Source organism: Nonomuraea sp. NPDC003754, from assembly GCF_053605785.1.
The window spans coordinates 207,160-230,625 of sequence record NZ_JBSGJX010000005.1; the positions used below are offsets into that span (position 1 = coordinate 207,160).

The 23,466-nt window shown below is 71.7% G+C and carries 23 protein-coding genes; 14 read left to right on the top strand and 9 right to left on the bottom strand.

Going from position 1 to position 23,466, the window contains the following annotated elements:
• The first annotated feature begins 23 nt into the window (after window positions 1-23).
• Entirely contained in the window at window positions 24-1,142 is a 1,119-nt protein-coding gene (locus tag ACWEVS_RS08925; protein WP_452415137.1) for an ROK family transcriptional regulator, read from the top strand.
• A gap of 122 nt (window positions 1,143-1,264) precedes the next feature.
• On the opposite strand, the gene ACWEVS_RS08930 is transcribed toward ACWEVS_RS08925, so the two are convergent.
• Window positions 1,265-3,172 (bottom strand): ArnT family glycosyltransferase, encoded by a 1,908-nt coding sequence (locus ACWEVS_RS08930; RefSeq protein WP_452550692.1) that lies wholly within the window; start codon window positions 3,170-3,172, stop codon window positions 1,265-1,267.
• Window positions 3,173-3,348: 176 nt separating this feature from the next.
• Window positions 3,349-3,663, bottom strand: coding sequence for a hypothetical protein (locus ACWEVS_RS08935; protein WP_449922608.1), 315 nt, complete (start codon window positions 3,661-3,663; stop codon window positions 3,349-3,351).
• Window positions 3,664-4,677: 1,014 nt separating this feature from the next.
• Here ACWEVS_RS08935 and ACWEVS_RS08940 point away from each other — a divergent pair.
• Together ACWEVS_RS08940 and ACWEVS_RS08945 are read left to right on the top strand one after the other, a co-directional pair.
• Complete coding sequence (locus ACWEVS_RS08940) at window positions 4,678-5,235, top strand: TetR/AcrR family transcriptional regulator (RefSeq protein ID WP_452550694.1); 558 nt, start codon at window positions 4,678-4,680, stop codon at window positions 5,233-5,235.
• Between the two features lie 82 nt (window positions 5,236-5,317).
• On the top strand, window positions 5,318-7,168 hold the full coding sequence (locus tag ACWEVS_RS08945; protein ID WP_452550696.1) for an alpha/beta fold hydrolase: 1,851 nt from the start codon (window positions 5,318-5,320) through the stop codon (window positions 7,166-7,168).
• On the opposite strand, the gene ACWEVS_RS08950 is transcribed toward ACWEVS_RS08945, so the two are convergent.
• On the bottom strand, window positions 7,165-7,521 hold the full coding sequence (locus ACWEVS_RS08950) for an arsenate reductase family protein (protein WP_354913306.1): 357 nt from the start codon (window positions 7,519-7,521) through the stop codon (window positions 7,165-7,167). The genes ACWEVS_RS08945 and ACWEVS_RS08950 overlap by 4 nt on opposite strands.
• Window positions 7,522-7,678: 157 nt before the next feature.
• Here ACWEVS_RS08950 and ACWEVS_RS08955 point away from each other — a divergent pair, with 157 nt between their 5' ends.
• The 5 genes from ACWEVS_RS08955 (at window position 7,679) to ACWEVS_RS08975 (ending at window position 12,073) form a co-directional block, all read left to right on the top strand.
• Window positions 7,679-8,869: an esterase-like activity of phytase family protein gene (locus tag ACWEVS_RS08955; protein WP_452550697.1), complete on the top strand. Its 1,191-nt coding sequence runs from the start codon at window positions 7,679-7,681 to the stop codon at window positions 8,867-8,869.
• Between the two features lie 110 nt (window positions 8,870-8,979).
• On the top strand, window positions 8,980-9,294 hold the full coding sequence (locus ACWEVS_RS08960) for a helix-turn-helix domain-containing protein (protein WP_452550699.1): 315 nt from the start codon (window positions 8,980-8,982) through the stop codon (window positions 9,292-9,294).
• 48 nt (window positions 9,295-9,342) lie between these two features.
• Window positions 9,343-10,011: a HEAT repeat domain-containing protein gene (locus tag ACWEVS_RS08965; RefSeq protein WP_449922618.1), complete on the top strand. Its 669-nt coding sequence runs from the start codon at window positions 9,343-9,345 to the stop codon at window positions 10,009-10,011.
• A gap of 6 nt (window positions 10,012-10,017) precedes the next feature.
• Window positions 10,018-11,022, top strand: coding sequence for a HEAT repeat domain-containing protein (locus tag ACWEVS_RS08970; RefSeq protein ID WP_452550701.1), 1,005 nt, complete (start codon window positions 10,018-10,020; stop codon window positions 11,020-11,022).
• 211 nt (window positions 11,023-11,233) lie between these two features.
• A complete protein-coding gene (locus ACWEVS_RS08975; RefSeq protein ID WP_452415122.1) occupies window positions 11,234-12,073 on the top strand; it encodes an alpha/beta fold hydrolase in 840 nt (279 codons plus the stop codon).
• 3 nt (window positions 12,074-12,076) lie between these two features.
• On the opposite strand, the gene zwf is transcribed toward ACWEVS_RS08975, so the two are convergent.
• The 5 genes from zwf to ACWEVS_RS09000 all read right to left on the bottom strand — a co-directional run bounded on the left by zwf (window position 12,077) and on the right by ACWEVS_RS09000 (window position 17,563).
• Window positions 12,077-13,429 (bottom strand): glucose-6-phosphate dehydrogenase, encoded by a 1,353-nt coding sequence (gene zwf / locus ACWEVS_RS08980; protein WP_452550702.1) that lies wholly within the window; start codon window positions 13,427-13,429, stop codon window positions 12,077-12,079.
• A 4-nt stretch (window positions 13,430-13,433) separates the two neighbouring features.
• Window positions 13,434-15,059, bottom strand: a complete 1,626-nt coding sequence (gene pgi, locus ACWEVS_RS08985; RefSeq protein ID WP_452550704.1) for a glucose-6-phosphate isomerase — start codon at window positions 15,057-15,059, stop codon at window positions 13,434-13,436.
• Between the two features lie 70 nt (window positions 15,060-15,129).
• Window positions 15,130-16,086, bottom strand: coding sequence for an acetylxylan esterase (locus ACWEVS_RS08990; protein WP_449922628.1), 957 nt, complete (start codon window positions 16,084-16,086; stop codon window positions 15,130-15,132).
• A 23-nt stretch (window positions 16,087-16,109) separates the two neighbouring features.
• Window positions 16,110-16,811, bottom strand: coding sequence for a PDC sensor domain-containing protein (locus ACWEVS_RS08995; RefSeq protein WP_354913319.1), 702 nt, complete (start codon window positions 16,809-16,811; stop codon window positions 16,110-16,112).
• A complete protein-coding gene (locus ACWEVS_RS09000) occupies window positions 16,808-17,563 on the bottom strand; it encodes a FadR/GntR family transcriptional regulator (protein WP_449922630.1) in 756 nt (251 codons plus the stop codon). Before ACWEVS_RS09000 ends, ACWEVS_RS08995 begins: the two co-directional genes overlap by 4 nt.
• Before the next feature lie 74 nt (window positions 17,564-17,637).
• Here ACWEVS_RS09000 and ACWEVS_RS09005 point away from each other — a divergent pair, with 74 nt between their 5' ends.
• From ACWEVS_RS09005 to ACWEVS_RS09030, 6 genes are all read left to right on the top strand, one after another.
• Window positions 17,638-18,819, top strand: coding sequence for a (Fe-S)-binding protein (locus tag ACWEVS_RS09005; protein WP_354913323.1), 1,182 nt, complete (start codon window positions 17,638-17,640; stop codon window positions 18,817-18,819).
• Window positions 18,819-20,327: an FAD-binding oxidoreductase gene (locus tag ACWEVS_RS09010; RefSeq protein ID WP_452550705.1), complete on the top strand. Its 1,509-nt coding sequence runs from the start codon at window positions 18,819-18,821 to the stop codon at window positions 20,325-20,327. Before ACWEVS_RS09005 ends, ACWEVS_RS09010 begins: the two co-directional genes overlap by 1 nt.
• On the top strand, window positions 20,324-20,578 hold the full coding sequence (locus ACWEVS_RS09015) for a hypothetical protein (protein WP_452550707.1): 255 nt from the start codon (window positions 20,324-20,326) through the stop codon (window positions 20,576-20,578). Before ACWEVS_RS09010 ends, ACWEVS_RS09015 begins: the two co-directional genes overlap by 4 nt.
• Window positions 20,562-21,017 (top strand): hypothetical protein, encoded by a 456-nt coding sequence (locus ACWEVS_RS09020; protein WP_452550709.1) that lies wholly within the window; start codon window positions 20,562-20,564, stop codon window positions 21,015-21,017. The genes ACWEVS_RS09015 and ACWEVS_RS09020 overlap by 17 nt, the downstream gene beginning before the upstream one ends.
• Window positions 21,014-22,063: an LLM class flavin-dependent oxidoreductase gene (locus ACWEVS_RS09025; RefSeq protein WP_452550711.1), complete on the top strand. Its 1,050-nt coding sequence runs from the start codon at window positions 21,014-21,016 to the stop codon at window positions 22,061-22,063. The genes ACWEVS_RS09020 and ACWEVS_RS09025 overlap by 4 nt, the downstream gene beginning before the upstream one ends.
• Window positions 22,064-22,156: 93 nt before the next feature.
• A complete protein-coding gene (locus ACWEVS_RS09030; protein WP_354913333.1) occupies window positions 22,157-22,447 on the top strand; it encodes a HesB/IscA family protein in 291 nt (96 codons plus the stop codon).
• Window positions 22,448-22,454: 7 nt separating this feature from the next.
• Here the strand turns inward: ACWEVS_RS09030 and ACWEVS_RS09035 are convergent, their stop codons facing one another.
• Complete coding sequence (locus tag ACWEVS_RS09035; RefSeq protein WP_449922640.1) at window positions 22,455-23,399, bottom strand: sugar kinase; 945 nt, start codon at window positions 23,397-23,399, stop codon at window positions 22,455-22,457.
• Window positions 23,400-23,466 lie beyond the last annotated feature (67 nt).

Below are 23,466 nucleotides of genomic sequence, written 5' to 3' on the forward strand. Positions count from 1 at the left end.
AGAGGGGAAGTTTCGTTCACTCCATGAATCTCTCTCCCGCCGCGCGGGCCGTCTTCGTCGAACTGCTTCTGCACGGCCCGCTCTCCAGAGCCGAGGCGGCCCGGCGGCTCGACCTGTCGCCCTCGGTGCTGACCAAACTGACCAGGCCGCTTCTCCAGGCCGGGTACCTGGTGGAGGAGCCGGGGCCCGCCGGTGTCCCCGGCCGCCCGTCCGTGCCGCTGCGGGTCGAGCGCTCGCGCCGCGCGTACGTGGGGATCAAGCTGACCGAGACGGAGCTGTTCGCGGTGCGCACCGACATGGGGGCGGCGGTCACCGCGGAGGTGCGCATGCCGCTCGACGGGCACGACGTGACGCCGGTGGTCGGCCGGATCGCCGACGCGGTGGCGGTCCTGTCCGCGGGCGGTCCGCCCGCGGCGGTGGGCGTCAGCCTGGCCGGGACGGCGTCGCGGGCGGACGCGGTCGTCCACCGCTCGCCGTTCCTGGGCTGGCACGACGTTCCGCTGGCCGCGCTGGTGAGCGCGGCGACCGGGCTGCCCGCCGTCCTGGAGAACGACGTGCGCGCCCTGACGGCGGCCGTGCACTGGTTCGGCGCGGCCGCAGGGCACCGGACGTTCGCGCTGGTCACCGTGGGCGAGGGGCTCGGCTGCGGAATCGTCGTCGACGACCGCCTGGTGACCGGCACGGCGGGCGTCAGCGGGCAGATCGGGCACCTGGCCGTCGACGAGGGCGGGCCGATCTGCGAGCGCGGGCACCGCGGCTGCGCCCGTGCCTACCTCGCCGCGCCGGCCATCAGGCGCTCGGCCAGGGCGGCGCTCGACCGCCCCAGGCTCACCTTCGAGCAGGCGCTCGAGCTGGCCCGCTCCGGCGACCTGGTGGCGCGGCGGATCTTCGACGAGGCGGGGCGGGCACTGGGCCGGATCGTGGCCACGATCGCGAACCTGATCGGGCCCGAGGTGGTGGTGCTGTCCGGGGAGACGGTGCACATGCACGCGGTGTGCGCGCCGGCGTTCGAGGCGGCGCTGGCCGAGCACACGCACTGGACGAGCGACCCGGTGGAGGTGCGGGTGCAGCCGTTCGCGTTCACCGAGTGGGCGCGGGGGGCGGCGGTGATGGCCCTCAGGCACGACCTCGGCGTCCCCTGACGCGCGCGCCCGCGCCGCCCGTCACGGGCCCGTCATGTCCGGACCGTCATGTCCGGACCGTCATCTCGGGGCTCGTCCATCTCGGGGCTCGTCCATCTCGGGGCTCGGCGTCGCGGGGCCTCTCAGGTCAGGGCGCGGCGCCAGGCCACCCAGTCACCGGTGTGGTTACGGTTGCCGGTGATCGGCCACCAGCCCGGCGGGGCGGCCGGCCAGGTGCGCCTGATGTCCGTCCCCGCCGGCCACGGCATCACGACCAGGCTGACGTCGGCGGGAAGCCACTCGGGGTGGTCCGGGTCGACGGGCACGAGCCTGGCCGGCACCTGGTACGCCTGCGAGACCCAGATCCGCCAGTGCACGCCCGCGTAGTCCATCCCCACCCGATCGCCCGCCCGCAGCCCCGCGGGGGTCAGGTCGGTGGCGAACGCCAGGATGCGTCCCCACGGCGCGGTGACCTTCGACACGGTCACCCCGGCGATCGCCAGTTCCGCCGCGACGCAGACGCCGGCGATGAGGACCAGCGCGGTCGTGCGGCGCACCAGCGTCGTCACCAGGACGGCCACGGTGAGCGCGAGCACGGCGGTCACCGTGGCCTGGCCCAGGCTGAGCGAGTCCCAGTTCCAGGTGAGGAAGCAGATCTCCGGGAAGTCGAACATGCCGAAGAAGTCCCGGGACAGCCGATCCCCCGCGTGCAGCCGCACGACCGCCATGGCCAGCAGCGTCAGCACCCCCGTCGCCAGGGCCGCTCGCGCCGCCGCCGCCCGCCGGGCCCTGGCCAGCACCGCCAGCCCGGCGACGAGCAGCACCGGCGTCAGGCAGGCCAGATACCTGCCGTAGGCGAGGTTGGCGACGGTGCCCTCGCTCGGCAGGGCGGCCGAGGTGGCCAGGGCGATGCCGGCGACGGCGGCCAGCGTCGTCCCCGCCACCATCCGGTCGGCCGCCGGTCCGCCGGACGACCCCGACGGCGGCGCCGGATGACCGGCGGACGGCCCGCCAGGCGACCCCGACGGTCCCCCGAGCGACCCGAACGGCGCTGGATGACCGGTGGACGGCCCGCCAGGCGACCCGATCCGCGCTGGACGGCCACCGGACGGCCCGCCGCGGCGCAGGACGAGCGCGGCCAGCGCGACCAGGCCGGCGCCCGCCAGTCCCCCGGTGGCGACGACCGTGTGCCAGAGCTGGCCGGCCGCGACCGACAGCGTCCACGCCAGGCCGTCCAGGGTGCTGAGCCGGGTGGTGAGCCACTGTCCGAGCGGCGCGACCCCGCTCGGGTAGATCTGGCTGCGCACCCAGGCGTTCAACGCCCATCCGGCGCCCGCCACGCCCGCGGTGACGGCGACCGGCAGCCAGCTGCCCCGTCCCACGGTACGGCGGTGCCGTACCACGACGAAGGCCAGCAGGCACGCGTGCACTAGCAGGAGGACGAGTCCCCGCGCGTGCGTGCTGGAGGCGAAGGCGATCGTCGCGCCGGCCGCCACGCCGTACGGCCTGCCGCCGCCGCTGAGCCAGGCGTGCAGCAGGAGCAGCCAGCCGAGCACGATCACCGGCAGGACGGCGTCGGTGAGCGCGAACTGGGCGTAGTAGACGGCGGACGGCACCAGCGCGGTCACGTGCGCGAGAAGGTAGGCCGTGCCGCGCGGCAGGCCGATCCGGCGGAAGGCCGCGTACGCCAGGAGCACGAGTCCGGCCCCGATCAGCGCGTTGACGACCACCACCAGGCGATAGACGGTGTGGGCGTCGTCGCTGATCCAGTAGGCGGGGGCGATGAGCAGGGCGTAGCCGCCCTGGTAGAACGTCCGCCAGGACAGGTCGCTCGGGGCGCCGCCGGACAGCAGCCGCGCGGCCAGGAGATAGCCGGACTCGTCGGGGATGAGCAGGGGCGCGGCGTGCTGGAATCCGAGCGCGGCGCGCAGCACGGCCTGGACCAGCCAGCCGGCCGCGAGCGCCGCCCCCCAGAACCGGCGGGGCGGGGCCGTTCTCCGGGCGCGCGCAAGGGCACGGAGCGGCGGAGTGGTGGCGGTCGTCGGTCCCACGATGGCCCCTGAAACGGCGGGAGTGAATTCCGGTGCGGTAACACCATATCCGCGCGCCTTTGCCGTCCCGAGAATGCCGGGCACCACCGGCGGATATGCGTTTCACATAAACGCGGTAATGACGCGCGGGCGCCGCGTCGGGAAACATTCCCGGACGCGGCGCCCGCCATTTCGTTTCACTGCCGCAGGTTCGGCGGCGTGTTGTTCACGAAGGGCCCGCAGTTGCCCGGCCAGGTGTAGGTGCCGGTGACGATGCAGGCCGCCTGGAAGACCTGCCCGTCGGCGGTGAGGATGGAGATGTGGACGTCGTTGCTCGGCGGCTGCCCCTGGTCCACGATCGTCGCGGCGACCACCGTCTCCCCCGCGGGGACGATCGGCGTGAGGTTCTGCCACGTGGGCGTCTTGTTCGAGTCGCGGATGAACAGGCCCCCGGTGGCCGGCACCAGCAGGGTGAAGTAGTTGTTGTTGGACTGCGCGCTGTCGATGCTCACGGCGGGACCCTGCGGACCCGTCGGGCCGGTCGCGCCCGTGGCACCCGCGGCACCGGACGGGCCGGTCGACCCCGTGGCCCCTCTCGGCCCGGTGGGGCCGGTGACACCCCTCGGCCCGGTCGGACCGGTGACGCCCCTCGGCCCGGTCGGGCCGGTGACACCCCTGGGTCCGGTCGGACCGGTGACACCCCTCGGCCCGGTCGGACCGGTGACACCCCTGGGTCCAGTCGGACCCGTGGCGCCTCGCGGTCCGGTGGCACCGGTCCCGCCGGTGGCGCCTCTCGGCCCGGTGGGGCCCGTCGCGCCGGTGTCCCCGGTCGCGCCGGACGGACCCGTCGGACCGGTCTCCCCGGTCAGGCCCGTGGGGCCGGTGGGACCCGTCTCGCCGCTCTCGCCCCTGGGGCCGGTCAATCCTCTCGGACCCTGGGGACCTCTCGGCCCGACGGGCCCCCTGGCCCCCGGCGGGCACTTGCAGGAGCCATGGCGGCACTGGCACGGCTTGCAGTTCTTCTCCCACGGGAAGCACGAGCGCGTGACGAGCCCCGCGTTCGCCTGCGAAGCGAGCCCAGTCGACCTCGCGCCGCCGGCCGCGGCCCGGCCGATGTCGGCGCTGGCGTTTCCTGATGCCTGAAGGGACGAGGCGAGGACGATCGTCGCGGTGGCGGCCCACGCCAGGGCGCGGCGGTTCCGACCGAGGCCTTTTGTCCATTTAATATTACTAAGGGACATCTGACTTCCAGGTGACTTCGGGGTTCTGACAAACGTGCATCTCGACCGCGCTCGACCTGCGACGGCACGCTCGGAAATACCCTGGAAACAGTGAGAGAATCTGCCGATCACATCATTGAGAAGCAAAGAGATCTCAAATACGGATACCCTCGACCGTGCCGCCATATCGAAATACTTGGCGACCCTGTTCCCTTTTATCCCTTTTCAGGACCCGACCCGCCCCCGCCGGGAGCGCCCGATCCCGGGGCTTGCGCAAAATATGCAGACCGGTCTACTTTAAGCTCCATGGGACAGAAGGGCGCCGAGACGCGGGCCAGGCTGCTGGACGCGACACAGGAGCTGATCGAGAGCGGCGGATACTTCGGCGCCGGGCTCAACCAGGTGATCGCGGCCAGCGGCGCACCGAGGGGATCGCTCTACTTCCACTTCCCCGGCGGCAAGGACCAACTGGTGGGCGAGTCCGTACGGCGGGCGGGCGGGGAGATCGGCCAGGCGATGGACGACCTGGCGGCGACCGCCGCGTCCGCCGAGGAGTTCGTCGCGGTGGTGCTGGAGTGGCTCGGCGACCGGCTGGAGGAGTCGGGGTGGCGCAGGGGCTGCCCGGTGGCCACCGTGGCGCTGGAGATGGCCGCCACCAGCGATCCGTTGCAGGAGGTCTGCTCGGAGGTCTACGCCGGCTGGGAGTCGGCGCTGCGTGGCATGCTGGCCGGCCGCCCGGACGCCGGCGACCTCGCGGTCACCGTCCTGGCCTTGATCGAGGGAGCCCTGCTGCTGGCCAGGGCGCACCGGAGCAGGGAGCCGCTGCGCAGCGTCGGGCGCCGGATCGCCACGCTGCTGCGCTGAACCCCGCCCGAGCACCCGGGTCACGCACCCGGGCCCTACTACGTCCGCAAAATATGTAGACCGATCTATTAACGGAGGCATCATGGACGCCATCGTCTTCGGGGCGACCGGCTTCGTCGGCCGCGCCCTCATCGCCGAGCTGCTCACCAGGGGACAGCGGGTAGCGGCGGCCGTCCGCGAGGACACCCTCACCCCCTGGCTGGCCGCCCAGGGGATCGGCACCGCCGGACTGACCGTGGTCGGCGCCGACCTCACCCGGCCACTCGACGGCCTGCCTGAGGTCCGCGACGTCTACAACGCCGCCGCCCGCTTCGCCTTCGGACTCGGCGTCGCCGAGGCCCGAGCCGTCAACGTGACCGGCGCGCTCAACGTGCTGGAGTGGGCCGCCACCCTGCCGGGCCTGCGGCGGCTCGTGCACATCAGCGGCTACCGGGTGAGCGCGTCGGAGGGCCGTCCCGACTACGGCAGGCTGGGCGCCTACGAGGCGTCGAAGTTCGAGGCCGACCTGGCCGTCCGCGGGCGGGCGCGCGAACTGGGCGTTCCCCTGACCATCGCCAACCCCAGCACGGTGATCGGGCCGGGCCAGTACATCGGCCTGGCCGCGCTGGTGGCCGACCTGTGGAACGGCCGGCTGCCCGTGCTTCCCGGCGGGCCTGACGTCTTCCTGCCGGTCGTCACGATCGACTACTTCGCGCGCTTCCTGGCGGAGATCCCGACCCGTGAGGCGGGCGAGGACTACTGGGTGCTCGACGAGGCCACTCCCCTCCTGCCCGACCTGGTCAGGACGATCGCCGACCACGCCGGCGTCCGGGCGCCGCGCCGTACCGTCCCCGCCGGCCTGGTCCGGCGGCTGCCGCGCAGGCTGACCGGCGCGGACCCGGAGACGCTGTCGTTCCTGTCGGCCGACCGCTACCCGACGGCCAGTGCCCGCGCCTTCGCCGCCGCCGCCGGCCTGGAGATGCCGCCGGTCGCCGACGCCCTCCGCCGGTGGGCGGACGACCTGGTGGCCGCCCGCTTCGGCGCCGCCACGCCGTGGCTGCGGCCGTACGGCTACCAGGCGGTGGCAGGCAGCCGCACCTGGGTGATGGGCGAGCGGCGCCGTCCGGCCTACGTGCTCCTCCACGGCCTGCCCATGAACGCGGACGTGTGGGCGCCGCTCGCCGCGCACCTGCCGGGCGACGTCCTGGCCGCCGACCTCCCCGGCCTGGGCCGCTCCGGCCCTCTCCCGGCCGGCCCCATCCCACCCGCTGACATCCCGTCCGTGGCCGCCCCGTCCGTGGCCGCCCCATCCGTGGCCGCCGCAGCTGTGGGCACCGCAGCCGTTGAGACGCGTGGGCATGGCCGACGACGGGCGGGAGCGGCATCAAGGAAGGCGTCGAGGGAGGCATCGACGGAGGCGTGGCTGGCCGAGCTGATGGGCCCGGTCACGACGCGGCCGGTGCTGGTGGCCCACTCCCTGGCGTGCGGTCCCGCGCTCCGCTTCGCCGTCGACCACCCGGAGCGGATCGCCAAGCTCGTGCTCGTCTCCCCCGCCTTCCTGCAGCGGCCCGCCGCGCGGCTCACCCGGTCGCGGCCGGCCGCCCTGCTGGCGCGCCGGATGTCGCCCGCGCGCCTGGCCGGCACGCTGGGCCTGCCCGAGGGACCGGCCGTGTCCGGCGGCGCCGCCGACCTGCGCAGGCCCGGCGTGGCCCGCCGGGTGATCGCCGCGCTCCGTACGGCTCACGCCGAACGTGAGACGTCGCGGCGGCTGCTCGCCAGGGTCACCGTCCCGGTGGAGATCGTCGTGGGATCGGCCGACCCCCTGGTGACGGCCGTCGACCACCCGGTGACCGAGATCCCGGGAGCGGGACATCACCCGCAGCTCACCCACCCCGCCGAGGTCGCCGCCGCAGCGCGCCAGGAGGGCCGGGCTCGGGTGCGGGCGCGAGATTAGCGGAGGGAGGAGCGCACGGCCTCCTCGTTACGCCCGATCACCGCCGAGCCGTCGTCGGCGGTGATGATCGGCCGTTGGATCAGGATCGGGTTGTCGGCCAGCGCCCTGATCCAGGATTCGCGATCGTGCGGGTCACGCGGCCAGTCGTTCATGCCGAGTTCGACGGCTCTGGCCTCGCCCGTCCTGGTGATGTCCCACGGTTCGAGGCCGAGCCTGGACAGCACGTCACGGATCTCGTCCGCGGTCGGGGGGTCCTCCAGGTAGCGGCGCACCGTGTAGTCCGCCGCCGCGGCGTCCAGGATGGACAGCGCGGACCGGCACTTGGAGCAGTCGGGGTTGATCCAGATTTCCATGACCTCAACGCTTTCTCATGCGGGGACCTGCCCGGTATAGCAAGCCGGCCGTCGGGCGCGCCAATCGGCGGCCCGCCTCCGCACGCGAGACGCCCCGCCGGCTGCACGTCGCCCGCTGTTCGGCAGCCGGACATGTGACATCCCTAAGGTGCCCGCCATGAGACGTATCGCGATGATGATGTGCGCGGGCGCGCTGGCCTTCGGCGCCACCGCTCCCGCCGCCGCTGCCGACCCCGGTGCCGACCCCAGGCCCGGGGGCGACGGCAGGGCGACGCTGACGGGTTTCGCCTCGCTGCCGGCGCGGACCTTCGTCCCGGGCAGCCCGCCGTCCGGGGCGCAGTTGGGCACCACCCCGATCAACGGTGTGACGCCGCCCTTCCCCGGGCAGCCGGTGCAGGGTTTCAGCGGCATCGCGCGCCGCGGTGACGGTGTCTTCGATGTCCTGTCGGACAACGGCTTCGGCGCGAAGGCCAACAGTGCCGACTTCCTGCTGCGCGTGCACCAGATCAAGCCTGATTTCGCCGCGAAGACCGTGCGGGTGCTCGGCGGCTTCAACCTGTCGGACCCGCGTGGCCTGGTGCCGTTCCCGCTGACCAGGCCCGACCGGACGCTCACCGGCGCCGACTTCGACGTCGAGTCGATCGTGCGGGCCGCCGACGGGACCTACTGGATCGGTGACGAGTTCGGCCCGTTCCTGCTGCACGTCAACGGGCGGGGCGAGCTCGTCGACGCCCCGATCGAGCTGCCCGGTGTCAAGGCGCCGGAGAATCCGGGCCTCGACGGGGCCCAGCCCAATCTCGGCAGGAGCAAGGGCTTCGAGGGGCTGGCCAGGTCGGTGGACGGCCGGCGGCTGTATCCCCTGCTCGAGGGCACGGTGAGCGGGGATCCCGCGGGCACCCTGCGGATGTACGAGTTCGACCTGCGCAGGCGCGCCTACACCGACCGCCGGTGGACCTACCGCCTCGACGACCCGTCGCACGCCATCGGCGACGCGATCGCCGTCGACAGACACCGGTTCCTGATCATCGAGCGGGACAACCTGGAGGGCGACTCGGCCAAGGTCAAGCGCGTCTACCTGGCCGACAAGCGGGATCGGGACGGCGACGGCGCGCTCGACAAGACGCTGGTCGCCGACCTGCTCGACCTCGCCTCGCCCGCCGGGACGTTCCGGTTCCCGTTCCAGACGATCGAGGATGTGATCATCCTCGACGACCGGACGCTCGGCCTCCTCAACGACAACAACTTCCCGTTCTCGTCCGGTCGCAGGCCGGGCAGCCCCGACGACAACGAGTTCATCACCATCCGCCTGGCCCGCCCGCTCCACGCCGACGACAGGGTCTATCGCTAGCGGCGTGGAGGGCGTTCCTGCCACCTGGATGGCGCCGATCGCGTGCGATCGGCGTTCGGAGGCAGGATCGCCCGGCCGGTCAGGGTCCGCGGGCTCACGGATCCAGCAGGGTGGCGAGGCGGCACGAGTACGGCGCGCTGTCGGCGGGCGATGATCGTGCCGGCCTCGGCCGGCGGCAACACGATGTCCTCGTCGCCCGGCTGGTGCGGGCCGATGAGGACACCGTCCGCGATGTGATCCACCGCTTCAACCAGATCGGGCCGGCCCGCCGGGACCCTCGGCGGCCGGGCGGCCGGCCCCGTCTGCTCAGTGATGACGACGACGCCTTCGTCATCCAGACGGCCACCGAACCCGGTTCACCCGCTGGTCCGTCCGCAAGCTCCTGGCGTCTCCGCATCGCCTGCCCGCCGCGTGAACCCACTTGACCTTGACACGGTGACAAGGTCTTCGCTGGTGCCAAGGAGGTGGTCCCGATGGCCGTACAGAAACAGGACACGGATACGATTCGAGCTTTCCAGGGACTGGAGGACAGCAGCTCGTCGGTGCGGCTGCGGGCAGCGCTGGCGGTCGGCACGACCCCTGACCCGCGGTTCATCGACAAGCTCATCGAACGATGCGCGATCGAGCCCGAATTCCATGTGCGCGACATGCTGACGTGGGCACTCACTCGCCACTCGGCGTCGATGACGGTCCCAGAGCTTCTCAAGGAAGTCCGCTCGGAACGTGCGCAGGCACGAAGCCAGGCATTGCACACGCTGTCCAAGATCGGGGATCGGCAAGCGTGGCCGGCGATCACACGGGCGCTTCTGTCCGACGCCGACGATGAGGTGGCGCGGAGCGCTTGGCGGGCGGCGGTCGTGCTGGTGCCCGAAGGGGAAGAGCCCGAGTTGGCCGCGGTGTTGTCGACGCAGCTCGGGCGCGGCGGACGCGAGATGCGGCTGAGCCTCAGCCGGGCGCTGATCGCGCTCGGTGAGGTGATCGTGCCAACGTTGCGCGCCGCGATGACGGATCTCGACCCCCGGGTGCGCGCGCACGCGATCGCCACGGAACGGCTGTTGCGCGACCCGGACGCCGGATTCGAGTTCGCGATCGAGGAGGCCAAGCGCGTCGTAGCGCTCGGCAGCGTCAGCAAGGAGGAGTGATGGGCAGTGTTGATCGGTGACGTGGCACGACGGTCCGGGGTCAGCGCCCGCATGCTCAGGCATTACGACTCACTTGGTCTGGTGCGGCCGACAGGTCGTAGCGGCGCAGGCTATCGGGAGTACTCCAGCGAGGACGTTCGGCGGATCTTCCATATCGAGAGCCTGCGGTCCTTGGGGTTGTCGCTGCGTGACGTCGGGCGCGCGCTCGACGATCCCCACTTCACGCCCTCAGAGCTCGTCGACGACCTCATCCGCCAGACGCGAGAACGCATCGCAGCTGAGACGGAACTGCTCACGCGACTGCGTCGGATCGACGCCGTAGAACCCGCCGGCTGGGAGGATGTCCTCCAGGTCGTCGCACTCCTGCAGGCGTTGCGCTCGAAGAGCGCCGGGAAGCGCCAGCGCGCGGCCTTGTCCTCAGCCGAAGAGGTTCCGGTGCCGGTGGAAGCACTGGTCGAGGCAGCGCTGAGCGAAACGGACCCGAACGTCGCCGGAGCCCTCCGATGGGCTCTGGCGCGATCGGGCGATGCCGGATTGGCGCTGCTGGCGGAGGGCCTCGGCTCACCAGTGGCCGAGGTGCGCAAACGTGCCGTCCAGTCCATCGCCGAGTTTCCGAACGGCGAGGCGACCACGCTGCTGCGGGACGCCCTCACGAACCCCGACATCGTGGTCCGCGGGTACGCGGCTCTGGCACTCGGGGCACGGGGCGGAGCCGACGCGGTCCCGACGCTCATCGACATGGTCGTCGAGGGGACGAATGACGTCGATGCGGCCGATGCCCTGAGCGCGCTGGCGGGTCGCCCCGCGTTGGCGGATCAGATCGCTACCAGGCTCGTCGATCGCCTCGCCCACGGCGCCGTTGAATCGGCTGCACGTCGACGGCTGACACAGGCGCTCGCGGACATCCCGGGAACCACAGCGTCACGAGCCCTCGCGGATCTGTCACATGACGAAGACCGTGCCGTCGCGCTTACCGCGACATACATTCTCGGGATCCGCGACGCACGATGACGGATCTTTCCCGGGGTGCTGGGTGCCTGGACAAGGGGATCCCCTGCTCGCCGCGGAGCGAATGCCTGGTGATCCCGCGGCGTGAACCCATTTGACCTTGACACGGTGACAAGGTCTTCGCTGGTGCCAAGGAGGTGGTCCCGATGGCCGACCTCGTGTGGTTCGTTCCAAATCTCGATGCGCGAGACGCGCGGCTGGCGGTGCAGGTGTCATGACCATGATCTACAAGTCCGAGGCCGGTGGACGCGAACTCCTCGACCAGTACCGGCAGGTACTGGACGCCTGGCCGGTGCCCGCCGAGCACGTACGGGTGCCGACTCGCGAGGGCGAGACCTTCGTCCTCGTCTCCGGCCCGCAGGACGCGCCGCCCCTGGTGCTGCTGCACGGCTCCGGCGCGAACGCGTCGATGTGGCGGGAAGATGTCGCCACCTGGTCTCAGCACTTCCGCACGTACGCCGTCGACCTCGTCGGCGAGCCGGGCCTGAGCGCGCCCTCGCGCCCCGCCCTGGGCTCCGACGCCGTATCACTCTGGCTGGACGACGTACTGGAAGGGCTCGGGATCACCGGCGCCGCGTTCGTCGGGACGTCCCTCGGCGGCTGGACGGCCCTGGACTACGCCATCCGCCGTCCAGAGCGAGTGACCCGCCTGGCCCTGATGTGCCCCGGCGGCGTGGGACGGCAGAAGGTCGGCTGGATCTTCAAGGCTCTCCTGACCGGCCCGTTCCGACGCGGCGGACTGCGCGAGTCGGCGATGGCCGTCGCAGGACTGGACGGGGAGAAGGACCGGCAGGCACTCGACGCCGTCGTCCTGACCTTCACGCACTTCAACCCGCGCAGGGAGAAGCTCCCGGTGTTCTCCGACGACGCGTTGCGCGGCCTCACCATGCCCGTACTCGTCATCGTCGGTGACCGTGACGCCATGTTCGACTCCCACCAGACCGCGCGGCGCGTGCGTGAGTGCGTCTCGCACTCGACCGTGAACCTGCTCCCCCAGGTCGGTCACGCCGTCTTCGGCCAGGCCGAGCCGATCGCCGAGTTCCTCCGGGCATGAGCACTAGCGGCCCGGCGAGGCCCTCTCGCCGGTCGTCGCCCCCACGCTGTGCCACCCGCCGGGCGCGATCCGCGAGGCGGCCTCGGGCCAGGTCCCCGGCGCGTAGGGCTCGGGCTCGACGTCGGAGGTGAGGAGGTCCTGGACGATCCGCCAGGACTCCTCCACCAGGTCGAAGCGCACGAAGTGCCGGGGGTCGCCGGCGAGCGCGTCCTTCAGGACCTGCTCGTAGGCCGCCTCGGCCGGCCCGAGCGCCGTGGCGAAGTCGACGGAGACCGCCACCTCGTGCGTCCGGTCGAGCACGTCCAGCTCCTTGGCCAGCAGGTCGAAGGTCACGCCGGCGTCCGGGTGCATCCGGAACCTGAGCAGGTTGGGCGCCGGCCGGGCGCTGAAGTAGGCGACCGGCGGCCGGTGCAGCTCGACGACGATCTCCAGCGCGTCGACGGGCAGGCACTTGCCGGTGCGGACGCAGAACGGCACGCCCGCCCAGCGCCAGTTGTCGATGGTGGCGCGCAACGCGACGAACGTCTCGGTGCGCGAGTCCTTCGCGACCCCCGGCGTGTCGCGGTACCCCTCGTACTGCCCGCGCACCACGTCGGACTCCTGAACGGCGCGGACCGAGCGCAGCACCCGCCACTTCTCGTCGAGCACGGCGCGGGCGTCGGCCGACGGCGGGGCGTCCATGGCGGTGTAGGCCAGCAGCTGGAGCAGGTGGTTCTGCACGACGTCGCGCAGCGCGCCGACCCGGTCGTAGAAGGCGCCCCTGTCCTCCACCCCGAAGGTCTCGGCCAGCGTGATCTGGACGCTGCGCACGTAGGTGCGGTTCCAGATGGGTTCGAGCATGGTGTTGGCGAAGCGGAAGACGATCAGGTCCTCGACGGGTTCCTTGCCGAGGTAGTGGTCGACGCGGAAGAGACGCTCCTCCTCGAAGCAGGTGAGGAGTTCGGCGTTCAGCTGCCTGGCCGACTCCACGTCGTGTCCGAAGGGTTTCTCCACCACCAGCCGCGAGCCGGTGTTGAGCCCCACCGCGGCCACGCCCTTGGCCACGGTGGCGAACAGCGACGGCGGCACCGCCAGGTAGTGGGTGAGGTGGCCGAGGCCGTTGACCTGATCGCGCAGCCGCTCGTAGGTGCCGTGGTCGGCGAGGTCACCGGCGACCAGCCGCAGGTCGAGGTGCGGCGACAGGTCCTGCCCGACGGCCTGGCGCGCGAAGGCGCGCAGGCCGTCGAGGCCGAGGTCGGTCTTGGCGACCCCGACGACCGGTTCCTTCAGCTGGCCTGTCTCGGCGAGCCGGTGGAGTGCCGGCAACAGCATCTTCTTCGACAGGTCGCCGGTGATGCCGAACAGGACCAGCGCCATGGGTTCACACCTTCCTGCCCCTGAGCCTCCGGTAAGCGCGCACGAGCGCGGCGGTGGAGGCGTCGGGCGCCTGTGCAGGGGCCTCGGCCGAGGTGAGCGCGGGCGCCAGGTCGAGCGCCATCTTCTTGCCCAGCTCGACACCCCACTGGTCGAAGGAGTCGATGCCCCAGATGGTGCCCTCGACGAAGACGATGTGCTCGTAGAGGGCGACGAGCTGGCCGAGCGTGGCCGGCGTCAGCTTGGGCGCGAGGATGGTGGAGGTGGGCCGGTTGCCCGGCATCACCTTGTGCGGCACGATCTCGGCGGCCGTGCCCTCGGCCGCGATCTCCTCCGCCGTCTTGCCGAAGGCCAGCGCGGAGGTCTGCGCGAGGAGGTTGGCGGTGAGCAGGTCGTGCATGCCGTCGGCGTCCTCGAACGGCTCGGCGAAGCCGAGGAAGTCGGCCGGTACCAGCCGCGTGCCCTGGTGCAGCAGCTGGTAGAAGGCGTGCTGGCCGTTGGTGCCTGGCTCGCCCCAGTAGATCTCGCCGGTCGGTACGGTCACCGACGTGCCGTCGGCCCGCACCGACTTGCCGTTGGACTCCATGGTCAGCTGCTGCAGGTAGGCGGGGAAGCGGTGCAGGCGCTGGCTGTAGGGCAGGACGGCGTGGGTCTGCGCGTCGAAGAAGTCGGCGTACCAGATGCCGAGCAGGCCCATGATGACCGGCATGTTGGCCTCGAAGGGCGCGGTGCGGAAGTGCTCGTCGATGGTGTGGAAGCCGTCGAGCATCTCCCGGAAGCGCTCGGGCCCGATGGCGATCATCAGCGACAGGCCGATGGCGCCGTCGTAGGAGTAGCGGCCGCCGACCCAGTCCCAGAAGCCGAACATGTTGGCCGTGTCGATGCCGAACTCGGCCACCTTCTCGGCGTTGGTGGAGACGGCGACGAAGTGCTTGGCGACGGCCTCCTCACCGAGCGCGCCGACCAGCCACTGGCGAGCCACTTTGGCGTTGGTCAGCGTCTCGAGCGTGGTGAAGGTCTTGGAGCTGACGATGACCAGCGTGGTGGCGGGGTCGAGGTCGCGCAGCGCGCCGTGGATGTCGGCGGGGTCGATGTTGGAGACGAACCTGGCGGCGATGCCGGCGTCGGCGTAGTCGCGCAACGCCTCGTAGGCCATGGCGGGCCCGAGGTCGGAGCCGCCGATGCCGATGTTGACCACGGTCCTGATGGCCTGGCCGGTCTGGCCCTTCCACTCGCCCGAGCGCACCCTGGCGCTGAAGTCGCTCATCTTGTCCAGGACGGCGTGCACGTCGCCGACCACGTCCTGCCCGTCGACGACCAGCTTGGCGTCGGCGGGCATGCGCAGCGCCACGTGCAGGACCGCCCGGTCCTCGCTCACGTTGATGTGCTCGCCGGAGAACATGGCCTCGATCCGCTCGCGCAGTCCGGCCCGCTCGGCCAGCGCCAGCAGCAGCTCCATCGTCTCGGCGGTGGCGCGGTGCTTGGAGTAGTCGAGGTACAGGTCACCGGCGGTCATGCTCATCCGCTCGACCCTGCCGGGGTCCTCGGCGAACAGCTCGCGCAGGTGCCTGCCCGCCACGGCCTCGTGGTTGGCCTTCAGCGCCGCCCACTCGCCGCTCCGAGTGATGTCCACGTCTCCTCCTCGCACTCTCAACCTGACGACCTACCCGCGATGGATGATCCATCGCACCGCGGGGAGGTTATCAAGCGGTCATGAACCGATATTGCGACTGCGTCAACGCCGCCTCCTGCGCTGCTTCTTCCGGGTGCGCGTAATGCCCGGTCTCCAGCACGAACAGCTCCTTGGGGCCGGCGAGCGCGTTGTAGATGGCGAACTGCCCGGGAGGCGGGACGGAGGGATCGAACAGGGCGGCGCCCACGTGCACGGGGCGGCGTACGAAGGTGGCGGCGGTGGCGGCGTCGAAGTAGGCCAGGACGTCGAGCACCTCGGGGTGGGCGGCGTAGTGGTCGCGGACGGCCGCGCCGCTTCCCGTGCACGGCAGCGTCACGCGCAGCGGGTGGTTGCCGAAGCTGGGGATGACCAGGGCGCCGCTGGTGAACCGGTCGTCGAAGGCGAGGACGAACGGGCCGATGCCGCCGCCGAAGCTGGAGCCGATGTAGTCGAGCCGGACGGCCGCGGCCTCGGGGACGAGTTCGGCCAGCGCGGTGGCGGCGCACCACATGTCGGCGACGCAGGCGCCGTGGATGTAGGTCTCGCGGGCGCCGATGCCGTGCAGCACGTGCCGCTGGGCGTCGGCGGGGATGCCGGGATGCAGGCTGCGGGCGGGCAGGCCGCGGGCGCACGGCCAGATGGTGGCCGTGCCGGGGATGTTGACCCTGACTTCGGGGTGGTCGCGGCCGCCGTAGCCGTGGGCGACGACGCGCGCCCTGGTGACGCGGCCGTCGAGCGGGAGGCTGAGCCAGCCGCCGATCCTGAACCCGTCGACGGAGGTGTAGGTCACGCCGTGGAAGCGCAGGCCGTCGGCCTCCCACTCGGCGGGGCCGAGCTTGGGCGCGACGCTGACCGCCATCGCCTGCTCGTGTGTGCCGCGCCAGAACGCCGCGAAGTCGGCGGGCGCCGGCGGAGCCGGTACGGCCAGCAGCGCGTCGAGGTCGTAGCCGTAGGTCGGGTCGAAGGTGAACTCGTGCCGCGGGATCAAAGCCAGCCCTCCATGCAAGATCGTCAGGCCAGCTTAACTGCCCTTTCCCGGACGCCGGAAACGACGCTCCACGGTGCGCCGGGCAGCCGTTCGCTGTCGGCCGTCTCGGCCATGAGCAGCGATCCGGCGGGCAGTCGCGGCGAGTTGGCGGCCACCACCCGCCCCTCGGCGTTGACCAGGGTGACCGGGGTCGGGCAGGCGGCCAGCACGCCCAGCAGGAGCGCCTCGAACCTGGCGGCGCGCACGTCGGCGCCGACCACGCCGAGGAAGCGGTCGCCGGCGCGGGCGGGCGTGGTGAAGGTGAGCATGTAGGTGTCGGTGCCGCCGTAGTCGACGTAGGGCCCGACGACGTGGCGGCGGCCGGTGCGCTGGGGCACCGCGAACCACTCGGCGGCGGTGTAGTCGTAGAAGTCGAGGCTCTCGGGGTCGAGGTCGACGTCCAGGAAGATCGGGTCGTCCTCCGGCGGCGTCTGCCACCAGTCGAGCCAGCGCGGGCGGTCGGCGAGCACGCCGGGGGCGACGATCACACCGGCGCCGGCGGCGATGCCGTGCAGGCGGCGCAGGCAGCCGAAGATCTGGGGGCGGACGCCGGCCAGGTCGGCGGCGGTGAAGCGGGACCGGTAGCTGTCCTCGACGCCGGTCCTGATCTCCTCCAGCGCGCGGAAGACGTCCTCGACGATCGCGTGGACCCTGGCGGCCACGAGGGCAACATGTGGATCGCTCATCGCCACTCCCGTTGGTCCTGGGTGACAAGTCGCCAATGGAACTCCATCAGACGCTCGGTGCCCCTGTCGAGGTGCTCCTCCGTCAACGTTCGTGCCCGGTCGGGCTGCCGGGCGGTGATGGCGTCGATGACCTGCCGGTGGCTGCGCACCACCTCCTCCCGGTCGACGGCCTCGCCGTACGGGAGCCAGAGCAGCTCGCCCACCTCGGACTGGATGTCGATCTCGGCGCGGGTGAGCCTGACGGACTGGGCGGCGGCGGCGACCTCGATGTGGAAGCGGCCGTCGGCGCGGCGGCGCTCGCCGACCGTGGCGGCCGCTTCGAGGCGGTCGACGACGTGGTGGAGCCGGGCGATCTGGTCGGCCGAGGCGCGCATGGCGGCCAGGCGGGCGGCGGCGCCGGCGATGGCGGACCGGTAGTCGCCCATCTCGCGCAGCTCGGAGCTGGTCAGCTCGCGCAGCCTGGTCCTGAGCCTGGCGGTGGAGGGGTCGGCCGGGCCGCGCACGAACGTGCCGCCACCCCTGCCGCGCCTGGTCTCGACGAGCCCGCGTTCGCGCAGCGCGGCCAGGGCGGCTCGCAGGGTGACGGTGGAGACGTTGAGCGAGGCGGCCAGGTCGAGCTCGGCGGGCAGTTGGTCGCCGTCGCCGATGAGGCCGAGCGCGATCGCCTCGGCCAGGCGCCGTACGACGACCTCGACCCTGCCGGATCCGTCGTCGACGGGGGCGAAGACGGCGGCGTCGGGGAGCTGATCCACGGCAGCCAGCATATTGCATTCTGAAATATGAACTCATAGTTTTAATCGCAACCCGATCTGAGGGAGGCCGACCCGTGCCTGATCCCGAGAAGAGGTTCGCTGAGGAGTGGCGCAACGCCGCCTACAACTGTTTCTCCTCAGGCCACAAGTTCTGCCGCGAGGTCTGCCCGGTCCTGCAGGTCACGCGCAACGAGTCGTGGAGCCCCACCGCCTTCCACGCCAACGTGGTGGCGATGGAGCAGGGCTCCCTCGAGGTCGCCGACGTCGCGGCCGACTACGTCAACTGCACCGGATGCGGCGCGTGCGAGCTGCGCTGTCCCAACTCGCTGTTCACCGGCGACTTCTACCGTTTCCGCACCAGGACCGTCGACCTGGTCAAGGCCGTGCGCGCCCTCGCCGTACGGGAGGGCGTGCACCAGCCGGGATGGCAGCGGTGGAACCTGCTGACCGACGAGCTGACGCACGAACCCGTGACCTCGCGGGTGTCCCAGGAGCGGGTGCGCGACTGGGCCCAGGGCCTCGACCTGCCGGTGGGCGGGGAGACGATCCTGTTCGTCGACTGCGAGGCCGCCTTCCACCGGACGACGGCGCCCCGGGCGGTCGCGCGGATGCTCGAGCTTGCGGGCTACCCGTTCGGGCTGATGAACGAGCAGTGGTGCTGCGGCGGGCCCGCCGCCGAGATGGGCTACGAGGAGCAGGCGCTCCGCTTCGCCAGGCACAACCTGGAGGACTGGCGGGCGAGCGGCGTGCGGCGCGTGCTGGTGCTCGACCCGCACGACTACATCACCTTCACCGAGGACTACCCCAGGTACTTCGGGGAGTCTTTCGACATCGAGGTGGTGCTGGTGGTCGAACTGCTGGCCGCGATGCTCAGGGACGGGCGGCTGGTGCCGCACGTGCCCGTCGAGCGGACGGTGACCTACCACGACCCGTGCCGGCTCAACAAGCGCAAGGGGATCTGGCGGGAGCCGCGCGAGATCCTGCGCGCCATCCCCGGCCTGACCTTCCACGACGTGGACCGGGTCAGCCAGTGGTCGTACTGCTCGGGCGCGGGCGGCGGGCTGGGCGTCGAGAAGCCGGAGCTGACCGCCAGGATCAGCCGGATGCGCATGGACAAGGCGGCCGAGCTCGGTGTCGACACTCTCGTCACCGCCTGCCCGTGGGCCGAGCGGCCGCTCACCGAGGCGGGCGGCGCCCGCGCCATCGGCGTGGTCGACCTGCACGAGCTGCTGGCCGAATCGCTGGGGGTGGCCTGATGACCATCGCCATGGACGACCCGGTGCTGGAGGAGCTGCGCCAGGTCCTCGGCCCCGAGCACGTGCTGACGGGCCGGGCCGACCGGCTCAACCGCACGCGCGTGCCCGCCCCCTTCCCCGTGCACCGGTGGGCGGAGCGGATGCCTGACCTGGTGGTCCTGCCGGGCTCCACCGAGGAGGTGGCGGAGGTGCTGCGGCTCGCGCACGCCTACCGGATCCCGGTGGTGCCGCGCGACGGCGGCACCGGGCTGACCGACGGCGCGGTGCCGCTGCGCGGAGGCATCGTCGTGGATGTGAAGCGCATCAACCAGATCAAGGAGATCGACCTCGAGAACAGGACCTGCACAGTTGGCACGGGCATCAACGCGCTGAAGCTCAACGAGGTGCTTTCACGCCACGACCTGATCTTTCCCGACGACCCCGCCTCCTACCCGTGCTCGCTGGTCGGCGGCAGGATCGGCACCAGCGGCTGGTCGCTCATCGGCTCCCGGTACGGCCACAGCCGCGACCTGGTGCTGAGCTTCGACCACGTGCTGCCGACCGGGAAGGTCATCCACGTCGGCGACGGCATCGGCCGGAAGATCACCAAGTCGTCGAGCGGCTACCAGCTCAAGCACCTGTTCATGGGGCACCAGGGCACGCTCGGCATCGCCACCGAGGCGACACTGAAGCTGTTCCCCAAGCCCGAGGCCGAGTTCTCGCCGTTCTGGGCCTTCGAGGACTACGACAGCGCCTACGCGGCGGTCGGGCGGCTGGCCCGGGCCGGGGTGGCCACGTTCGCGGGCGCGGTGCTGTTCGACGAGTGGAAGGTCGCCTACCTGCGGCGTGACGACGAGGCCTACATCCCGCAGCCGTCGTCGGTGAAGGCACTGGTCTGCGCGGCCCTGTACGGCTACGAGGACGAGGTGCGCGCCGGCGGCCGGCGGCTGCTGCGGATCGCCCGCTCGTCGGGCGCCCGCTACCTCGGCGACGAGATCTCCGAGGGCGACTGGGCCGCCCGCCACGACCGCTACGCCACGCCCCTGCACGGGCGGACGCGATCGGGGCAGGTGGTGCCGATGAGCTGGCACTGCGAGGACGCCTCGATCAACTACTCCCGGCTGCCGGCCGTACGGCTGGCATGGCACGAGATCGCCGACCGGCTGCGCAGGGAGTCGGACGTGTTCGACGACTGGGGCATGTTCGCCTACACCAACGGCCCCACCGGCGCCGACTACCTGACCGAGATCGACATCGGCATCTGGGAGCAGCGCCTGGACGACGCGGCCTGGACGGCGTGGGTGGCCGCCAAGCGCGACCTGGCGGCGGTGGCGCTGGCCAACGGCGGCTCGATCAGCGCGTGCCACGGCTCCTGCCGCGAGGGCGAGGTGGACCTGGTGCCGGAGGAGCTGGGCGGCGGCTTCGAGATCATGCTCGCCGTCAAGCGCGCCGTCGACCCGCGCAACATCATGAACCCGGGCAAGTACCTGCTCGACCGCGCCTACGAGCCGGGTCTGGAGGAGCCGTGAGCTACCGCTACCACGACGAGATGACCCCGCCGCCGCCCGAGCGCGCCTCGGAGGTGGCGATCACCAGGTTCGAGCACGTCTACGAGGTGGATCCGGCCCTCATGACCGAGCACGTGACCCAGCAGACCTTCCCCAACTGGGACACGCTGCGCCTGGCCCGCTCCCGCGCCGACCACCTGGCCTGGATGCACCGGCACTTCGCGCACAAGGTGATCTCGGGCGAGGAGCTGCTCGATGACCTCGACGGATGACAGCAGGCTGGCCGACCTCGGCTACACCTCCGAGTTCCGCAGGGAGATGAGCCTGTGCGCGCTGAGCCTGCAGGCGGCGGCCAGCCGGCTGCTGTACTCCTACGCCCGCGACGGCATGATCGCCGGCAGCGCGCTGTTGCGCCGGTTCTCGGCGGCGCGGCACGTCCCGCCGTACACGCTGCTGGTGGCCGCGATCGTGCCCGCGCTCGTGGTGCTGGGGTCGATCATCTCCGAGGACGCCCTCGTGAAGATCATTTCGTTCGCCACGCTGGGCATCTACCTGGGCTTCCAGATGGTGGTGCTGGCGGCGCTGCGGGCGCGGCTGCTCGGGTGGCGCCCTTCCGGGCCTTTCACGCTGGGTGGGGCGGGCCTGGCGGTCAACGTCGGCGTGCTGGCCATCCTCAACATGATCTGGCCGAGAACGCAGGAGGAGCGATGAAGTTCAGTTACGTGATGCTGCCCGACTACCCGCTCCAGGAGTCGCTGGAGGCCATCAAGGTCGCCGACGAGCTGGGCTTCCACGCCTGTTACGCGGCCGACGAGACCTGGCACAAGGACCTCTGGCTGCTGTTCGCGGCCGCCTCGCAACAGACCAGCAGGGTCAGGTTCGGCCCGAGCCTGTCCTCGGTGGTGCTGCGCGAGCCCTCGCTCATCGCGCAGGCCGCCGCCACCCTCGACGAGCTCAGCGACGGCCGCGCCGAGGTGGTCCTGTCCAGCGGCAACTTCGGGCTGCTCGCCCAGTACGGCATCGACTGGGCGACCACCAGGCCGCTGTCACGCGTGAAGGAGGCCGCGCACGTCGTGCGCACGCTCCTGGACGACGGCGTCATCACCTTCGAGGGCGAGTTCTTCCGCTACAACGGCCTGTTCACCTTCGCCAGGCCCGTGCAGGAGCACGTGCCGGTGAAGCTCGGCGCGATGCGCGGCCCCCGCTCCTTCCGCGCCGCGGGAGAGCTGTCCGACGGCGTGCACCACGCGCTCAGCTACACTCGCGAGGCCTACGACTACCTGGTGTCGGAGTTCAGGGCCGGCGCCGAGAAGGCGGGCAAGGACTGGACGGCGATGGACATCGGAGCCTGGGTCGTCTTCGCCACGGGACCCGACTCCGCGGTGGCCAAGGAGGCCGCGCGCAGCATGGTCGGCCTCTACGCCTCGTCGATGCCGGCCGAGCAGCTGGAGCGCAACGGGGTCGACCCGAACGTGATGAAGCCCGTCGTCGACGCGCTCGGGGCCGGCGACCTGGCCAGGGCCATCGAGCTGACCAGCCCGGAGCTGGGCGACCGGCTGTCGATCGCCGGCACTCCCGAGGAGTGCGTGGAGAAGATCAGGCGCGAGATCGAGCCGTCGGGGGTCAACCACATGATCCTCGCGGTGACGGACGCGACGCTGGTCAAGCAGTTCATGGGACGCGACCTGCCGGAGGTGGCCTCCGTCGAGGAGCAGCTGCGGCTGATCCATGACCGGATCATGCCCGCCTTCGCGTGACCGGTGCCCGTCGGCAGCGGAGAAGGTGTGTAGCGCGGAGCTGGCGGGGCAAGGACCCCGAAACCCTGCAACCGAGAACGAGGAGGAGCCGTAGTGCTCACTCTGACGCCAAACGCAGCCCAGGTCATCAAGGATCTGACCGCCCGGCAGGATGCGGAGGCCAGCGGTATCCGCATCTCGTCACAGGGCGACGACCAGGGATCCCTGGTGCTCAGCATGGCCGACGCGCCTGAACCGACCGATGAGGTGGTGGAGAAGGAAGGAGCCAGGGTCTACCTCGACCCGGTGGCGGCCAGCGTCCTGGACGACAAGTCACTGGACGCCGACACCGACGGGGAGGGCGGGGTCGCCTTCCACGTCACGGGTCAGCAGGACGCCTCGTGAGAGGCGATCACACCATCAGGAGCGCGGCGGCCTCGGCGGCGGAGGGAAGGCCCTCGACGTCGCCGTGCACCTCCACGATGCGCCCGGCGAGCACGCTGCCCACCCGAGCGGCGTGCTCGCGCGTGGCGCCGGAGAGCCTGGCGGCCAGGTAGCCGCCGAGCAGCGCGTCTCCCGCGCCGACCGGGTCGCGCACCACCCGCGCGGCGCTCGGCAGGTGGCCGGCCGCGCCGTCCTCGCCGTGGTAGTAGACGCCGTCCGCGCCGGCCTTCAGCACGACCTCGACGCCCTCGGGGCGGCGCGCCAGGGCGGCGGCGAACACGTCGGCGGGTGCCGTGGCGCCGAACAGCGGTTCCGCCTCGTCCTGGCCGAGAACCAGCAGGTCGGTGCGTGGCAGCAGGTCGAGTACCGTGGCCAGCACGCGGTCCTGGCGGCCGAGCGCCGGGCGCAGGTTGGGGTCGACGACCAGCAGCGCCCCCGCTGAGCGCGCGCCTTCGGCCAGGGCCCGGACCAGCCGCTCGGGCCCTTCGCCGAGGGCGATCGTGATGCCGCTGACGACGATCGCCCTCGGCCGGGCGTCGAGGATCGCGGCGGCGTCGCTGTCGTCCATCCCGGCCGCGGCCGACCCCGACCGGTAGTAGTGCACGCGCCTGACCCCGTCCGGCAGCACCTCCTTGAAGAACACGCCGGTCGGCCTGGTGCCGTCGCGGCCGACCAGGCAGGTGCCGACGCCGAGGGACGCGGCGACGGCCAGGACCCGCTCGCCGAACGGGTCGGCGCCCACGCGCGAGGCGAACCAGGCCGTGCCGCCGAGCCGGGCGACGGCCGCGCACACGTTCAGCTCGGCGCCGCCGACGTGCACGCCCATCCGGCCGGCGGTCGCCAGGCGCTCTCCTTCGGCGGGCTGGAGCAGCACCATCGCCTCTCCGACACCGACCACGTCAGGACGCGTCACCACATCCCCCATCGCTCGCGGGTTTGCTTTTCCACCAGTGCCGGGAAATCATCTCATCACTCATGAT

Bases quoted from the DNA above. Each gene is read 5' to 3' on its own strand.
- ACWEVS_RS08925 (WP_452415137.1), top strand. From the start codon at position 24: ATGAATCTCTCTCCCGCCGCGCGGGCCGTCTTCGTCGAACTGCTTCTG.
- ACWEVS_RS08940 (WP_452550694.1), top strand. From the start codon at position 4,678: ATGGGACAGAAGGGCGCCGAGACGCGGGCCAGGCTGCTGGACGCGACA.
- ACWEVS_RS08945 (WP_452550696.1), top strand. From the start codon at position 5,318: ATGGACGCCATCGTCTTCGGGGCGACCGGCTTCGTCGGCCGCGCCCTC.
- ACWEVS_RS08950 (WP_354913306.1), bottom strand. From the start codon at position 7,521: ATGGAAATCTGGATCAACCCCGACTGCTCCAAGTGCCGGTCCGCGCTG.
- ACWEVS_RS08955 (WP_452550697.1), top strand. From the start codon at position 7,679: ATGAGACGTATCGCGATGATGATGTGCGCGGGCGCGCTGGCCTTCGGC.
- ACWEVS_RS08965 (WP_449922618.1), top strand. From the start codon at position 9,343: ATGGCCGTACAGAAACAGGACACGGATACGATTCGAGCTTTCCAGGGA.
- ACWEVS_RS08975 (WP_452415122.1), top strand. From the start codon at position 11,234: ATGACCATGATCTACAAGTCCGAGGCCGGTGGACGCGAACTCCTCGAC.
- zwf (WP_452550702.1), bottom strand. From the start codon at position 13,429: ATGGCGCTGGTCCTGTTCGGCATCACCGGCGACCTGTCGAAGAAGATG.
- ACWEVS_RS08995 (WP_354913319.1), bottom strand. From the start codon at position 16,811: ATGAGCGATCCACATGTTGCCCTCGTGGCCGCCAGGGTCCACGCGATC.
- ACWEVS_RS09010 (WP_452550705.1), top strand. From the start codon at position 18,819: ATGACCATCGCCATGGACGACCCGGTGCTGGAGGAGCTGCGCCAGGTC.
- ACWEVS_RS09020 (WP_452550709.1), top strand. From the start codon at position 20,562: ATGACCTCGACGGATGACAGCAGGCTGGCCGACCTCGGCTACACCTCC.
- ACWEVS_RS09025 (WP_452550711.1), top strand. From the start codon at position 21,014: ATGAAGTTCAGTTACGTGATGCTGCCCGACTACCCGCTCCAGGAGTCG.